This window comes from Streptosporangium sp. CA-115845, from assembly GCF_050943795.1.
GTDB lineage: Bacteria > Actinomycetota > Actinomycetes > Streptosporangiales > Streptosporangiaceae > Streptosporangium.
Genome location: NZ_CP191988.1, coordinates 7320016 through 7334933, shown reverse-complemented (window position 1 = coordinate 7334933; position 14918 = coordinate 7320016). Strand labels below are relative to the sequence as shown.

At 69.5% G+C, this 14918-nt stretch carries 10 protein-coding genes; 7 read left to right on the top strand and 3 right to left on the bottom strand.

The features are described 5' to 3' along the window. Positions 1–52: 52 nt before the first annotated feature. On the bottom strand, positions 53–1585 hold the full coding sequence (locus tag ACQP0P_RS34865; protein ID WP_433363320.1) for a long-chain-fatty-acid--CoA ligase: 1533 nt from the start codon (positions 1583–1585) through the stop codon (positions 53–55). Between the two features lie 166 nt (positions 1586–1751). On the opposite strand from ACQP0P_RS34865, the gene ACQP0P_RS34860 reads away from it, so the two are divergent. The 4 genes from ACQP0P_RS34860 to ACQP0P_RS34845 all read left to right on the top strand — a co-directional run bounded on the left by ACQP0P_RS34860 (position 1752) and on the right by ACQP0P_RS34845 (position 6871). Next, positions 1752–3323 (top strand): GMC family oxidoreductase, encoded by a 1572-nt coding sequence (locus tag ACQP0P_RS34860; RefSeq protein ID WP_433363317.1) that lies wholly within the window; start codon positions 1752–1754, stop codon positions 3321–3323. A 77-nt stretch (positions 3324–3400) separates the two neighbouring features. After that, positions 3401–4657 (top strand): cytochrome P450, encoded by a 1257-nt coding sequence (locus tag ACQP0P_RS34855; RefSeq protein WP_433363314.1) that lies wholly within the window; start codon positions 3401–3403, stop codon positions 4655–4657. A gap of 80 nt (positions 4658–4737) precedes the next feature. Then, complete coding sequence (locus tag ACQP0P_RS34850; RefSeq protein ID WP_433363311.1) at positions 4738–5586, top strand: alpha/beta fold hydrolase; 849 nt, start codon at positions 4738–4740, stop codon at positions 5584–5586. Positions 5587–5638: 52 nt separating this feature from the next. Beyond that, positions 5639–6871 carry a cytochrome P450 gene (locus ACQP0P_RS34845; protein ID WP_433363308.1) on the top strand — a complete coding sequence of 411 codons (1233 nt, stop codon included), beginning with the start codon at positions 5639–5641 and terminating at the stop codon, positions 6869–6871. 109 nt (positions 6872–6980) lie between these two features. On the opposite strand, the gene ACQP0P_RS34840 is transcribed toward ACQP0P_RS34845, so the two are convergent. Next, positions 6981–9131, bottom strand: a complete 2151-nt coding sequence (locus ACQP0P_RS34840) for a hypothetical protein (RefSeq protein WP_433363305.1) — start codon at positions 9129–9131, stop codon at positions 6981–6983. A 555-nt stretch (positions 9132–9686) separates the two neighbouring features. On the opposite strand from ACQP0P_RS34840, the gene leuS reads away from it, so the two are divergent. Then, positions 9687–12158 carry a leucine--tRNA ligase gene (gene leuS, locus ACQP0P_RS34835; RefSeq protein ID WP_433382269.1) on the top strand — a complete coding sequence of 824 codons (2472 nt, stop codon included), beginning with the start codon at positions 9687–9689 and terminating at the stop codon, positions 12156–12158. Between the two features lie 182 nt (positions 12159–12340). Here leuS and lexA read toward each other — a convergent pair whose 3' ends face one another. Beyond that, positions 12341–13051: a transcriptional repressor LexA gene (lexA, locus tag ACQP0P_RS34830; protein WP_343972512.1), complete on the bottom strand. Its 711-nt coding sequence runs from the start codon at positions 13049–13051 to the stop codon at positions 12341–12343. A gap of 637 nt (positions 13052–13688) precedes the next feature. On the opposite strand from lexA, the gene ACQP0P_RS34825 reads away from it, so the two are divergent. Then, complete coding sequence (locus tag ACQP0P_RS34825; RefSeq protein WP_433363301.1) at positions 13689–13955, top strand: LysM peptidoglycan-binding domain-containing protein; 267 nt, start codon at positions 13689–13691, stop codon at positions 13953–13955. A gap of 420 nt (positions 13956–14375) precedes the next feature. After that, a complete protein-coding gene (gene nrdR / locus ACQP0P_RS34820) occupies positions 14376–14837 on the top strand; it encodes a transcriptional regulator NrdR (protein WP_350925962.1) in 462 nt (153 codons plus the stop codon). Positions 14838–14918 lie beyond the last annotated feature (81 nt).

Sequence of the window (14918 nt, the reverse complement as noted above, 5' to 3'; positions counted from 1 at the left end):
CGGAACCCGGCCTCGCCGCCGTGGCCTCATCGGCCAGGCGGGTGCGGACCGCTCAGCGCAGCTCGCGCTTGAGGATCTTGCCCGTCGCGGTCATCGGCAGCGCGTCACGGAACTCGATGATCCGCGGATACTTGTACGCGGCCATGTTCTCCTTACCCCAGGCGATGAGCTCGTCCTCGGTGATCGTCGCGCCGGGGGTGCGGATGACGTACGCCTTGACCTCCTCGCCGTGCGAGTCGTGGGCGACTCCGACCACCGCGGCGAGGGAGACCTCCGGATGGGTGATCAGGACCTCTTCGAGCTCGCGCGGGTAGACATTGAAGCCACCCCGGATGATCATGTCCTTGGCCCGGTCGACGATGGCGTAGTAACCGTCCGCGTCGCGGGTGGCGATGTCGCCGGTGCGGAACCAGCCGTCCCTCATGACCTCGGCGGTCGCCTCGGGCCGGTTGTAGTAGCCCTTCATCACGTTGTGGCCGCGGATCGCGATCTCGCCGGGGCCCTCGCCCTCGATCGTCTTCCAGTCGCCGTCGACCAGCTTCATCTCCACACCCCAGATCGGCGTGCCGATCGTGCCGGGCTTGGTGGGCCTGCCCAGCTGGTTGAAGCTGGCCACCGGGGAGGTCTCCGACAGGCCGTACCCCTCCAGGATCCCGATCCCGAAGGTCTTCTCGAAGTCCCTGAGCACCTCGACGGGTGAGGACGCACCGCCGGCCACCGCGACCCGGAGCGAGGTGGGCACCTCGTCGCCCTCGGCGTGGATCTTCGTCAGCATGGCCCAGTACATGGTCGGCACGCCCGCGAACAGCGTGATGTTCTCGGCGCGCATCAGTTCCAGGGCGGGTCCCGGCTCGAAGCGCGGCACGAGCACGACGGTCGCCTGGCGCCGGAAACCGGCGTTCATGACGACGGTCTGCCCGAAGGAGTGGAAGAGCGGCAGCACCGCCAGATAGGCGTCGCCGCCCTCGGTGCGGGGGAACATCTCATCGGAGACCATGGCGTTGAGCAGCATGTTCTGATGGCTGAGCTCGGCGCCCTTGGGCTGGCCGGTGGTACCGCTGGTGTAGAGGATCACGGCGGTGTCGTCGGGTGCGGTCTGCACGGTCTCGAACTCGCCGGACACGCCGTCGAGCGCAGCCCAGAACGTCTCGCCGTACTCGGACTCGGTGGCGAACGCGGCGGCGGGCAGCACGAAGAAGTGCTCCGCCGACGATCCCTCGAAGCCCGCCTTGCCCCGCTCGCCGAGCGGCAGCTCGGGAGTGCCCTCGAAGCAGAACAGCGCCTTGGCCTGGGAGTCGTCCAGGTGGTAGGCGATCTCTCTGGACTGCAGCAGCACGTTGAGCGGCACGACCGTGGCGCCGGTCTTGAGAATGCCGTAGTAGACGAAGGGGAAGTACGGCAGGTTGGGGCAGGCCAGCGCGACCTTGTCGCCCTTCCCGATTCCCCTGGAGACCAGTAGGTTGGCAACCTGGTTCGCGACGGTATTGACCAGGGAGTACGGCAGCCGCAGGTCACCAAAGACCAGTGCGGTGCGGTCGGGGTTCTCCCGGGCGCTGTCCTCCAGTGCGATCGACAGGTTGAGCATCGTGCGTCCTCCTCCGAGCGAGCTCTGACTCGCCCATACTGGCAGCCTCCAGTTACCTACTGATAGGTAACTTTGGTTACAAATTGACGGGCAAACCGTGGGGGAGTAAGCAGATAAGAGCCCGCTTACGGGGAGGCGAGCTGACCGTCTGTGCGAGGAGGGGTCAGTGAGCGTGGAGTACGACTACGTCATCGTGGGCGCGGGGTCGGCGGGGTGCGTGCTGGCCAACCGTCTCTCCGCGGACCCGGGCACGAGGGTCGTCCTCATCGAGGCGGGTGGTTCCGACCGGAGGCTCGAGGTCCGGATGCCGGCCGGCTTCGCCAAGCTGTTCAAGACCGAACACGACTGGAACTTCACCACCGCCAAGCAGCCCGAGCTCTCCGGCCGGGAGCTCTACTGGCCGCGCGGCCGGATGCTCGGCGGTTCCTCCTCGATGAACGCCCAGATGTGGGTGCGCGGGCACCGCGCGGACTACGACGGCTGGGGCGTGCCCGGCTGGTCCTACGACGAGGTCCTGCCCTATTTCCGCCGGATCGAGCGCCGGGCCGGCTCCAACCGCGGCGGTGTGTACGGCACGGAGGGTCCGATCCACATCTCGGAGCTGCGCTCCCCGAACCGCGCCACCGCGCTCTTCCTGCGGGCCTGCGAGGAGTTGGGCATCGCCCGCCTGGAGGAGCTCAACGGCCCCTCCAACGAGGGCTGCTCGCCGACGCCCGTCACCCAGCACCGGGGACGCCGCTGGAGCTCCGCCGACGCCTATCTCGGACCCGCGGCCAAGCGGCCCAACCTCACGGTGCTGACCTCCTCGCAGGTGAGCCGGGTGCTCATCGAGGGCGGGCGTGCGACCGGCGTGGAGTGCGGCGGTGGTGACGGTGGTGGTGACGGAGGCACCGTGGTGCGGGCGCGCAGGGAGGTCGTGCTGTCGGCGGGGGCGATCGGCTCCCCGCACCTGCTGATGCTGTCGGGCCTCGGCCCGGCCGACGAGCTGCGGGCCGCCGGCGTCGAGCTGGTCCACGAACTTCCCGAGATCGGTGCCAACCTCCAGGACCACCTGGCCTCGGGTGTCGTCCTGCACTGCCCCGAGCCGATCACGCTCGCCGGCGCCGAGTCGGCGGGCAACCTGCTCCGCTTCCTGGTCGGTCGCCGGGGCATGCTCACCTCCAACGTCGGTGAGGCCGTGGCGTTCATTCGCACCTCTCCCGAGGAGCACGCTCCCGACATCGAGCTGATCTTCGCTCCGGGCCCCTTCGTCAACCACGGCCTCACCCCGCCGCCCGGCCACGGCCTGACCATCGCCTCGATCCTGCTCCAGCCCGACAGCCGCGGCCGCGTCTCGCTGGACGGCCGCGACATCGTGATCGATCCCGGCTACCTGACGGCGGAGGCCGACGTCCGGCGGCAGGTGGCCGGGCTGCGGAAGGCCGGGGAACTGTTCGCCACCGAGGCGCTCCGGCCGCTCGCGGGGCCCCCGATGGACCCGTACTGGGGGGCGAGGAGCACCGAGGAGCTCGTCCGCTGGATCCGCGAGCGCAGCGAGACCCTCTACCACCCGGTCGGCACCTGCCGGATGGGTGAGGATCCCGAGTCGGTGGTGGACCCCGCCCTGAGGGTCCGCGGGGTCGTGGGTCTGCGGGTGGTCGACGCCTCTGTCATGCCGGTCATCAACCGGGGGCATACCCACGCGCCCACCGTCATGATCGCTGAGAGGGCCGCCGACCTCATCGCCGCAGACCGCTAAGGGTGCCGACTATAAGCAGACAAAGTGTGCTATGGCTCACACTTGACGTAAGTAAGTACTTGCATGAATCTAGGGCAATGACCGTGAACATGGCGGATATCGACCTATCGGAGATGCCGTTCTGGGGGCTTCCCCAGCGGGAGCGCATGGAGGCATTCCGGCGTCTTCGCGCGCTGGACCGGCCGGTGTTCACGAAGGAGAACAAGATCCCCTTCATCGGGCACGGGGCCGGTTACTACGCTCTGGTGCGGCACGCCGACGTCTCCGAGGCCAGCAGGAACGCCGGGGTGTTCAGCAGCGAGCCGACCGCCAACAGCATCGCCGACATGCCCCGCTGGCTGGCGGTGTACTTCGGCTCGATGATCAACATGGACGACCCCCGGCACGCCAGACTCCGCCGCATCGTCTCCAGGGCCTTCACCCCCAGGGTCCTGGCGAAGATGGAGGAGGACCTGCAGCGGGCGGCGACCCGGATCGTGGACGAGGCGATCGCCGAGGGGCCGGGTGACTTCGTCACCCAGGTGGCCGCCCGGCTGCCCGTCGAGGTCATCTGCGACATGATGGGCATCCCTCCGGAGTTCCATCACCGGGTCCTGCGCGCGACCAACATCATCCTGGGCAACGCCGACTCCGAGTACACCGGGATCGATCCCGAGCTGAACCGCTGGAACGTGGCCCGGGGCCTGGTCAAGCTACTGGCCGCCGGGCGCGAGCTGAGCAGGCTGGCGGCCAGGCTCGGCCGCGAGCGCCGGGGCGCCTCCACGGGCGACCTGACCAGCATGCTGGTCAACGGCGATGAGCACCTCACCTCGCAGGAGCTCGGCTCGTTCTTCATCCTGCTGGTGGTTGCCGGAAGCGAGACCACCCGCAACGCCATCTCGCACGGCCTCAAGCTGCTCACCGACAATCCCGAGCAGCGCGAACTGCTCGTCGGTGACTTCGAAAAGCACCTTCCCGGCGCGGTGGAGGAGATCATCCGTTACTCCACCCCGGTCATCCAGTTCCGCCGTACGGTCACTCGCGACCACGAGATGAACGGGCAGCAGTACCGCAAGGGTGACAAGGTCCTGCTCTTCTACAACTCCGCCAACCGCGACGAGAGCGTCTTCACCGATCCCGACGCCTTCGACGTCACCCGTCACCCCAACCCGCACGTGGGCTTCGGCGGTCCCGGTCCCCACTACTGCCTGGGCGCCCACCTGGCCCGCCGCGAGGTCACGGTGATGTTCCGCGAGCTGTTCACCCGCCTGCCCGAGATCCGTTCGGCCGGTGAGCCCTCCTATCTGCTCTCCAACTTCATCAACGGGGTCAAGCACCTGCCGTACACGACCTGACCGCCGGCGCCGGGCGAGGGCCGGGCGGGGGCTGGGGCGATCACCGCCGCGTCGGCCAAGCGAATGCTAGGTTCCGCCCCATGGACATCAGCACCGTCACCGCCAATGGCGTCGAGTTCGCGTACCTGTCGGCGGGGGAGGGGCCGCTCGCACTCTGCCTGCACGGGTTCCCCGACACCGCGCACACCTGGCGGCACCTGCTACCCGAGCTCGCCGGGCGTGGCTACCGCGCGGTCGCGCCGTTCATGCGCGGCTACGCGCCCACCTCGATTCCCGCCGACGGCGCCTACGAGGGCGGGGCGCTGGTCGCCGACGCCTGCGCGCTGCACGAGGCGCTCGGCGGCGACGCCGACGCCGTGCTCATCGGCCACGACTGGGGCGCCTTCCCCGTCTACGGCGCCACCGCCTTCGCCCCGGAGCGCTGGCGCAGGGCGGTCGCGATGGCGGTGCCCCCGATGGGCGCGATGCTGGCTGCCTTCCTCGACTACGAGCAGCTCAAGCGGTCGTTCTACATCTTCCTCTTCCAGACCGGGCTCGCCGAGGCCGCCCTGTCGCGGGACGGGTTCATCGAGGGGCTGTGGCGCGACTGGTCGCCGGGCTACGACGCGGCCGAGGACATCACGTTCGTACGGCGTGCCCTGGGCTCCCCGGAGAATCTGGCCGCCGCGATCGGCTACTACCGGGCGATGCTCGGCACGGTGGCACCCACCGGCCGCTACACCGCCGAGCAGTCCGCGACCGGCGGGCAGGTTCCGATCCTCTACCTGCACGGGGTCCGTGACGGCTGCCTGGGGATAGGGCAGGTCGATCAGGCCGCGGCCTTCCTTCCGCAGGGCTCCAGGGTGGAGCATGTTCTCCGGGCAGGGCACTTCCTGCATCTGGAACGGCCCAGGGAAGTCAACGACATCGTTCTCGACTGGTTGCGCTGAGGATCCTGTGGCAGGATCGGTAAAACCGAATAGGGTTCTAGTGGAGGCTGGCGTGACGGTTTCACTCGCGGACATCGACCTGTCGGACATCGCTTTCTGGGAACGTCCGATGGCCGAACGAGAGGCCGCCTTCGCGGTGCTCCGTGCGCAGCCGGGCCCGATCCTGTTCGCCGAGCCGGTGATCCACTTCGCGCCCCCCGGCCCCGGTTACTACGCCCTGGTCCGGCACGCGGACATCACCGAGGCCAGCCGCCACCCCGAGATCTTCTCCTCGGGCCGGGGCGCGACGTCCATCCAGGACCTCGGCCCCGACTTCGGCGAGTACTTCGGCTCGATGATCAATATGGACGATCCCCGGCACGCGAGGCTCCGCCGGATCGTCGCCCGGGCGTTCACACCGAAGATGATCAAGCAGTTCGAGGCCGACGTCGAGGCGACCGCCGCGCGGATCGTGGACGAGCTGATCGCCGCCGGGCCCGGCTGCGACTTCGTGACCGAGGTGGCCGCCAAGCTGCCCCTGAAGATCATCTGTGACCTGATGGGGATCGGCCCCGAGCACTACCAGGAGGTCTTCGACGCCACGAGCATCATCCTGTCGGGCGGCGACCCCGAGTTCATCACCGACCTCAACCGTGCGGCCGAGCTGCTCCTCGGCGCGGGGCAGCGCCTCCAGGACCTTGTCGTCTCCCTGGCCGCCGAGGGCGGAGACAACCTCACCACCTCCCTGACCAGTGCCAACATCGACGGTGAGAAGCTGACGATGCAGGAGCTCGGGTCGTTCTTCATCCTGCTGGTGGTGGCGGGCAACGAGACCACCCGCAACGCCATCTCGCACGGCCTGCATCTGTTCACCGAGAACCCCGACCAGCGGGCCCTGCTGGTCGAGGACCTCGACGGGCGCCTGCCCGGCGCGGTCGAGGAGATCGTCCGCCTCGCCTCGCCCGTCGCCTGGATGCGCCGCAGCCTCACCCGCGACCACGAGATGAACGGCCACCTCTACCGCGAGGGCGAGAAGGTGCTGCTCTACTACTGGGCGGCCAACCGCGACGAGAGCGTCTTCACCGACCCGCACCGCTTCGACATCCTGCGCACCGAGGGCCCGCACGTCGGCTTCGGCGGACCCGGGCCGCACTTCTGCCTCGGTGCCCACCTGGCCCGCCGCGAGATCACGGTGATGTTCCGCGAGCTGTTCACCCGCCTGCCCGCGATCCGCTCGGCCGGTGAGCCCGACCGCCTGCGATCCAGCTTCATCAACGGGATCAAGCACCTCGACTGCGACTTCTGAGGTCCTGCCGCACCCTGCCGGTGGTGATGGGCGAAACGAGACCGCCGGCAGGACCGCGGGCCCGGGCGACTCCAGCCAGGTCAGAGCATGGAGTGCGCCCGTTGAGAGGTCACCGCCCCGGCACGCGGATCGACTTGAAGACCGTGTTGATGTCGGGGAGCAGTTCCTTCCTGCTGTCCGGCACCGACATGTAGACGATCGCCGGCAGGTCGGCGCCGGTGCTCACGGCCGCCACGACCATGGTCGTCTTCGAACCGCCCGAGGTGATCTCGTACGCGGCGAGCTGGCCGGGCAGACCGTTCACGGACAGGGTCTGCTGGGCGGTCTTGCGGGCGGTGTTGTCCTCGGGGAAGAACCGCTTGCGACCGGTGGAGGCCACTGCGTTGATCACCGGGGCGAGGTTCTCCGGCGAGGTGTACTTGCTCTTCAAACGAGGCGAGAGCGGGCCCGACATCAGCTGCGCGTACTGGGTTTTGCCCGTGGAGTCCGTACCGGCGGGGAGGTACTGGCGGGTTGTGAAGCCGTAGGTGGTGGGCACGCTGGGGCGCTGGTCCTGCCGCCACGGGGCACCGAGCTGGGCCAGGGTGATCCCCGCCGGCTGGTCGGTGAGCGTACCGGCCACCGGCGAGGGATCGCCGGTGAATCGCGGCAGGCGGCCGATGGCGGAGGGCTTGGTGGTCTTCTGGGGAGCCGCCGAGGACTTGGGTTCGGCGATCTCCTCCTCGGCGGAGGCCAGCGGCCCGGCCAGGAACGCCCAGAGCACCGCGCCGACCAGCGCGATGATCACAGATCCGGCCAGCGCGAAGATCCAGACGGGCCGACCCCGCTCCTCAAACTCGTCCTCGTCCTCGATGGCCTGGTAGTTGTCGCCGAAGACCGTGTTCCACAGCTCCTGCTGGCGCTCGGGCGGAGGGGTCTTCGGACCGCTGATCTGGCCGGCGGTGACGAACGGCCTGTTCGGGTCGGAGGGGTCGCGGCTCAGGTGATGGCCGGGTTGCCCCGGATACGCGGGCTGTCCCGGCTGGGGCTGCGGCGGTTGGGGGCCGGCTCCGGGGTGAACGGGAGTTCCCTGGGGCGAGGGGGCCTGGGAGGCCGCCGCCGCGTTCGCCGCGGCCATGGCCCACATGGCGGGGTTGTCCGGCACGCCGTAGCTGCGCCGCGCGTTTCCGGCGCCGTTTCCACCGCCCCCGTCAGAGGGGACGGCGTCCGCGGAGGCGTCGCCGAAGTGAGCGGCGGGGCCCTCGGCGGGAGGATCGGCCCAGGAGGAGGAGAACGTCGACGTCTGTGCCTCGGCGAAACCCTGGTTTCCCATGGGGGGAGCGGGCGGCCAGGTGGCGCCGGACGCCGGAGGAGTGGGCGGCCACACGCTGTTCTCCACCGGCTGAGCCGGAGGGCGGCCGGAGGCGTCGCGCGGCGGTGCGGCCTGCCACGCCTCACCCCCGCCGGGAGTCTGCTGCCCGCGCGCATCCCCCTGTGGGCCTGCCGGATGCGTCCGGCCGTCGCTTTGCGGGGTGGATGCCTGCGCCCAGCCGTTGCCGCCCGGGGAGGTCTGGCCCCAAGGGTCCGACTGGGGAGTGGGGATGGATTGTGGCCACCCGTTGCCGGGGGAGGACGGATTGTGGTCGCCGGCGCCGCCTGACCAGCCGCCGCCCTGTGACGGGGTGGGCTGCGGCCACCCGTTGCCGGGGGAGGTCTGGTGCGGGTCGTCGGCGCCGCCCTGCGGGCTGGACGCCTGTGCCCAGTTGTCGTTCCGCGGGCTGAAAGCCTGCCCCCAGCTGTCGTTCTGCGGGCTCGAGGCCTGTGCCCAGCCATCGCCGGGGGAGGTCTGTGCCCAGCTGTCGTGCTGTGGGGTGGACGCCTGTGCCCAGTTGTCGTGCTGCGGGTCGGAGGTCTGTGCCCAGCTGTCGTGCTGCGGAGCCATGGCCTGTGCCCAGCCGTCGTGCTGCGGGGCCGGTGCCTGCGCCCAGCCGTCGTTCTGGGGTGCCACGGCCTGTGCCCAGCTGTCGTGCTGCGGGGTCGACGCCTGTGCCCAGCCGCCGCCCGGGGAGGTCTGGCCGGGCGAACCGGCCTGCGGGCCGGAGATGTGCTGCCCCCCACCGGGCGAGGTCTGCCAGGAGCCGTTGCCGCTCTGCGGCTCCTCCTGCGGGCTGGGGAGCCGGGGGCCGGTGCCAAGAGGGTCGTTCGTCCACGAGGGTGACGGTTCGGCAGCCTCCGGCCATGCCGGAGGCAGGTGGGACTGGCTGGACTGCTCCGAGGCCATGCTTTCCTTACCTCCCGCGTGGGTGCCCGAATTAGGCGTATTGGGCATGATCTCACGTGAGACGGGGGGGCTCGCAGGGAAACTGGAGAACGCCCCTCTGAACTGGAGTCCGGTTGGGTCGGTCGGTGGGTCCTGCATGGGCAGGCCGACCTCCAACGGATCCGGGCCCCGCCCCGGCTCTACTGAATGTGCCACGGTGAAAAGAGTAAACGCGAAGGACGTACGAGGTCACAACAGGTGCATAGCCATCGGGTCTCGTTCGCTCCGGCGAGTGCGGAAATCCTCATTCTGCCGACCCGCTCGGACGGCTGTCTCCTGTTTGCCGCGATCGGGGCTGTTTCCCCAGGCCACGAATATGCCTTGCGGGCTGCGATAGTCTTGCTCTATGCGTGCCGCGAGCCTGCTTACCGGGCCGCATCGGCCTCCCCGCCCCTGAGCGCCCTGCCGATGCGGCCACCCTCCGCGTGAGCGGGGGGTTTTTGCATTGGGCCAGGCGGGTCAGACCATCCACGCAGACATACCCGAGGGAAAATCGACGTGAGCGAGCGAGCCGACATGCAGAGCGACGAGCAGCACTATGACCCGCAGGCCCTGCAGGTCAAGTGGCAGCGCAGGTGGGAGGAACTGGACCCCTTCCGGGCCTCCGACGACCCCGCCGACCCGCGTGAGCGGCGCTACATGCTCGACATGTTCTCCTACCCCTCGGGCGACCTGCACATGGGGCACGCCGAGGTGTTCGCCCTGGGCGACGTCATCGCCCGCTACTGGGTCCAGCGCGGCTACAACGTGCTGCACCCCGTCGGCTGGGACTCCTTCGGCCTGCCCGCCGAGAACGCCGCGATCAAGCACAACGCGCACCCGGCGGAGTGGACCTACGCCAACATCGAGACCCAGGCCAACTCCTACAGGCGTTACGCGATCTCCTTCGACTGGTCCCGCCGCCTGCACACCAGCGACACCTCGTACTACAAATGGACCCAGTGGCTGTTCAACCGCTTCTTCGAGCGCGACCTGGCCTACCGCAAGGGCGGCCTGGTCAACTGGTGCCCGAACGACCAGACCGTGCTGGCCAACGAGCAGGTCAAGGACGGCAGGTGCGAGCGCTGTGGCGCCGAGGTCGTCCGCCGCGAGCTGACCCAGTGGTATTTCAAGATCACTGATTACGCCGACCGGCTGCTGGACGACATGGCCCTGCTGGAGGGCGGCTGGTCCGAGCGCGTGCTGACCATGCAGCGCAACTGGATCGGCCGATCCGAGGGCGCCGACGTCAACTTCGTGATCGAGGGCCGTGACGAGCCGGTCACCGTCTACACCACCCGTCCCGACACCCTGTACGGTGCCACCTTCTTCGTGGTCGCCCCGGACGCGCCGCTGGCCGAGGAGATCGTCGCCGACGACCGGCGCGAGGCGTTCGAGGCCTACCGGGTCGAGGTGTCCAAGCTGTCCGACATCGACCGGCTGTCCACCGAGAAGGAGAAGACCGGCGTCTTCCTGGGCAGGTACGCGATCAACCCGGTCAACGGTGAGCGCATGCCGGTCTGGGCGGCCGACTACGTGCTGTCCGACTACGGTCATGGCGCGATCATGGCCGTGCCCGCGCACGACCAGCGTGACCTGGACTTCGCCCGTGCCTTCGACCTGCCGGTACGGGTCGTCGTGCACACCGGCCTGGCCGACCCCGGTGAGACCGGCATCGCCACCGCCGGGGACGGTGCGATGGTCAACTCCGGCCCGCTGGACGGCCTGACCAAGGCCGACGCGATCCGGAAGATCATCGAGGTGCTGAGCGAGCGGGGCACCGGCCGCTTCACGGTCAACTTCCGGCTGCGCGACTGGCTGCTGTCCCGCCAGCGCTTCTGGGGCTGCCCGATCCCGATCATCCACTGCGCCGACTGCGGCGAGGTCCCCGTCCCCGACGACCAGCTGCCCGTCACCCTGCCCGACCTGCGCGGCGAGGCCCTGGCACCCAAGGGCGTCTCCCCGCTGGCCTCGGCCGAGGACTGGGTCAACGTCTCCTGTCCCAAGTGCGGCGGCCCGGCCAGGCGCGACACCGACACGATGGACACCTTCGTCGACTCCTCGTGGTACTTCCTGCGTTACGTCGACCCGGCCTACGAGGACGGCCCGTTCGACGTCGAGCGCGTCCGCAGGTGGGGCCCGATCGACCAGTACATCGGCGGCGTCGAGCACGCCGTGCTGCACCTGCTGTACGCCAGGTTCTTCACCAAGGTCCTGCACGACATGGGCATGGTCGACTTCGTCGAGCCCTTCACCCGCCTGCTGAATCAGGGGCAGGTCATCAACCAGGGCAAGGCGATGTCCAAGTCGCTGGGCAACGGCGTCGACCTGGGCGCGCAGATCGACGCCTACGGTGTCGACGCGGTCAGGCTGACCGTCGTCTTCGCCGGCCCGCCCGAGGACGACATCGACTGGGCCGACGTCTCGCCGGCCGCGTCCCAGAAGTTCCTGGCCCGGGCGTTCCGTGTGATGGTCGAGGCGGGGGCGGCCTCCGCTCCCGGCGTCGACTTCGCAGGTGGAGACCTGAACCTGCGCAAGGTCGTGCACCACACGATCGACGAGGTCACCAGGCTGGTCGACTCCCACCGCTTCAACGTCGCGGTGGCCCGGATGATGGAGCTGACGAGCGCGACCCGCAAGGCCATCGACTCCGGGCCCGGTGCCGCCGACCCCGCGGTCAGGGAGGCCGCGGAGACGCTGGCGGTCATGCTCTCCCTGGTCGCGCCGTACGCGGCCGAGGAGGGCTGGGAGCGGCTGGGACACAGCGGCTCGGTCGCGGTCGCGGGCTGGCCGGCGGCGGACCCGGCGCTGCTCGTCCAGGACTCCGTCACCTGCGTCGTCCAGGTCGCGGGCAAGGTGCGCGACCGGCTGGAGGTCTCTCCGGAGATCTCCGAGGCGGACCTGAAGGCGCTGGCGCTGGCGTCGGAGAAGGTCCAGGCGTTCCTGCCCGGTGGCGCGCCGCGTAAGGTCATCGTGCGCGCGCCCAAGCTGGTCAACATCGTCCCGTAGACGGTTCGAGAGGGGCGCGCGTCCAGCGTGCGCCCCCGAACGTTCATGGGCCGACCGATGTTCGGCTCATCCGGCTCGGGCACTGCCCGCCGCTCGTCGTACCGTCATCCGAAAACACTCCGGGCGACCGGCACCCCGACGTCGGGGTGCCGGTCGCCCGGAGTGTTGAAGGCGCGCGTGCTTCAGAGCTTGCGGAGGACCGCCACGACCTTGCCGAGCACGGTGGCCTCGTCACCTGGGATCGGGTCGTAGTTGGGGTTGTGCGGGACCAGCCAGACGTGGCCGTCCCTGCGCTTGAAGGTCTTGACCGTGGCCTCACCGTCGATCATCGCCGCGACCACGTCACCGTTGTCGGCCACCGGCTGCTGGCGTACGACCACCCAGTCGCCGTTGGCGATGGCGGCCTCGATCATTGAGTCTCCGGTCACCTGGAGGAGGAAGAGCGTGCCCTCGCCGACGAGCTGCTTGGGCAGGGCGAAGACATCCTCGATGCTCTCCTCGGCGAGGATCGGGCCGCCGGCGGCGATCCGGCCGACGAGTGGCACGTAGGCGGCGGTCGGGCGGCTGACCGGGGTCTCGTCCTCGCCGGAGTCGGGATCCACCCACAGCACGGGCTCGCCGGGAAGGCGCACCTCCAGAGCACGGGGGCGGTGCGGGTCACGCCGCAGGTAGCCCTTGCGCTGCAAAGCCGTCAACTGGTGCGACACGCTGGAGGTGCTGGTGAGCTGCACCGCCTCACCGATCTCCCGCATGGACGGCGGGTAACCGCGCTGCTGCACGGAGTCGCGGATCACCTCAAGGATCTTCCGCTGCCTGGGGGTGAGGCCAAGGGAGTCACGCCTTCGCACCGCCAGGTCGCTGGCGGCCGAACCGTTCTCGTTGTGCTGGCTCATACGAACTCCTCGCCTCCCGGTCTGTATCTGATGTGTCGCACACAGCGACCATACAACGACCGAAGATCATATTCAAACAATTGTTCGAATGTCCTCGATATCGGCGACGCCGTGGTGTACAACATCGTACGGGAGTTCGATCGACATCGTGTTCGATTCACCGATCTTTCTTCGACATGTGTTCGGCCAGGTCGAGGGGATGGGGGCCACCGTGAAACCGACCGCGACGACACCACGATCCATGGCCGTGCCGAGATCCCGGACCGCGCGGCGATCGCCGGGGGCACCGCTGCTGCGCCTTGTGCCGCCACCGAGATCGGAGCCCGCTCCCGCGCCGGAATCCGGCAGGGGGTCCGGGGCGGGGCGGGGTCCGGAAGGCGGAAGGGTGCCGGGGCGGCCCGGGCGCGAGCGGGCGGCCGGGCCGCCCCGGGAGCCGGAGGCCGGGGGGGAGCCGAGGCCGAGACTCGGGCGTGGAGCGAGGCGCGGGCGGGAGCCTCGGCGGGGGCTTGGGCATGGGGCGCCGAGGCGGGTGCCCGGGGCGGGAGCGGTTCGTGCCGGCGTCCGCCGCCCGGGTGCCGCCCGGCCCCGGACGGCCGGGCGGCCACTCCGGCTCACCCGGCGTGGGAGGATCGTGGCGGTGACGGCGCTCGTGCTGTTCACCCTGGGGATGCTCTGGGCCGGCGGGCGCATCGACACGGCCCTGGCGGGCGAGCGGACGGGTCACGAGGGCCTGCCCCGGATCACGGTGCACGCGGGTGACACGCTGTGGGAGATCGCGGACGCGTTGACGCGGGAGGGCGACGCCGGTCGGGAGGTCCGTCGCATCATGGACCTCAACGGGCTGGCCGACTCCAAGGTCCGGCCCGGAACCCGGCTCTATCTCCCCGATGGCCTCATTCGCTGAGAAGGGGCGCATTCCGTGGGGCGCGTGGGATCGGCCGGCGGGGTTCGAGGAAGGCGTGGGCGAGCCGCGCGAGGGTCCGATGAGGGTCCGATGAGGGTCCTGCCTGGCATATCGTCTGGGGCGCAGGTGCGGGAAGGGGTGCGTGAGGTGGGAGGGCGTTGCCCGAGAGGCGACACGCCGAGACGTGACGGCTGATCAGCGACTTCGTGTGGCGAGGGCCTTTCAACTTGCGTTCATGGTCGCGCACTTCTACCGTTAGACCACAACATCTAGTGGCTGCACTACAACACTTCACCACAGATTGTGTTTCCATTACCGCATCTCGACCATTCGAGGGGCGTGCGCGAGCGTCTCGACATACGCGCCTATGGGGCAGGTGAGGTGGGTGAGCCGCCCTCGCAGCTCAAGGAGGCGACGCGCGTGCACTGTCCGTTCTGTCGTCATCCGGACACGCGAGTCATCGACAGCAGAGCCACCGAGGACGGCGGTGCCATCCGCCGCAGGCGCACGTGCCCGGAGTGCGGGCGCAGGTTCACCACGCAGGAGACGGTCCTGCTCATGGTGAGCAAGCGCAGTGGCGTGACGGAGCCGTTCTTCAGGGACAAGGTGATCGCCGGGGTCCGGCGGGCCTGCCAGGGGCGGCCCGTCGGCGAGGACTCCCTGGCGCAGTTGGGCCAGCGGGTCGAGGAGAGCATCCGGGCCACCGGATGCGCCGAGATCGCGGCCCACGAGGTCGGGCTGGCGATTCTGGGGCCACTCCGCGAACTGGACGAGGTGGCGTACCTGCGGTTCGCCTCCGTCTACCGGGGGTTCGAGACCCTGGCCGACTTCGAGGCGGAGATCGAGCAGCTCCGGGCGGGGCGCTCCAGCGGGCAAGACTGAGAAAGACCCTGGGCGCCGGGGGTGAGCGGCGTGTTGGTGTGGTCCGATATGAGGGCTCGCGGAGCCCCAGGAGGGGGAAGT

Coding starts and splice junctions, on each gene's coding strand:
- ACQP0P_RS34865 (WP_433363320.1), bottom strand. CDS start 1,585: ATGCTCAACCTGTCGATCGCACTGGAGGACAGCGCCCGGGAGAACCCC.
- ACQP0P_RS34855 (WP_433363314.1), top strand. CDS start 3,401: ATGACCGTGAACATGGCGGATATCGACCTATCGGAGATGCCGTTCTGG.
- ACQP0P_RS34850 (WP_433363311.1), top strand. CDS start 4,738: ATGGACATCAGCACCGTCACCGCCAATGGCGTCGAGTTCGCGTACCTG.
- ACQP0P_RS34840 (WP_433363305.1), bottom strand. CDS start 9,131: ATGGCCTCGGAGCAGTCCAGCCAGTCCCACCTGCCTCCGGCATGGCCG.
- leuS (WP_433382269.1), top strand. CDS start 9,687: ATGCAGAGCGACGAGCAGCACTATGACCCGCAGGCCCTGCAGGTCAAG.
- lexA (WP_343972512.1), bottom strand. CDS start 13,051: ATGAGCCAGCACAACGAGAACGGTTCGGCCGCCAGCGACCTGGCGGTG.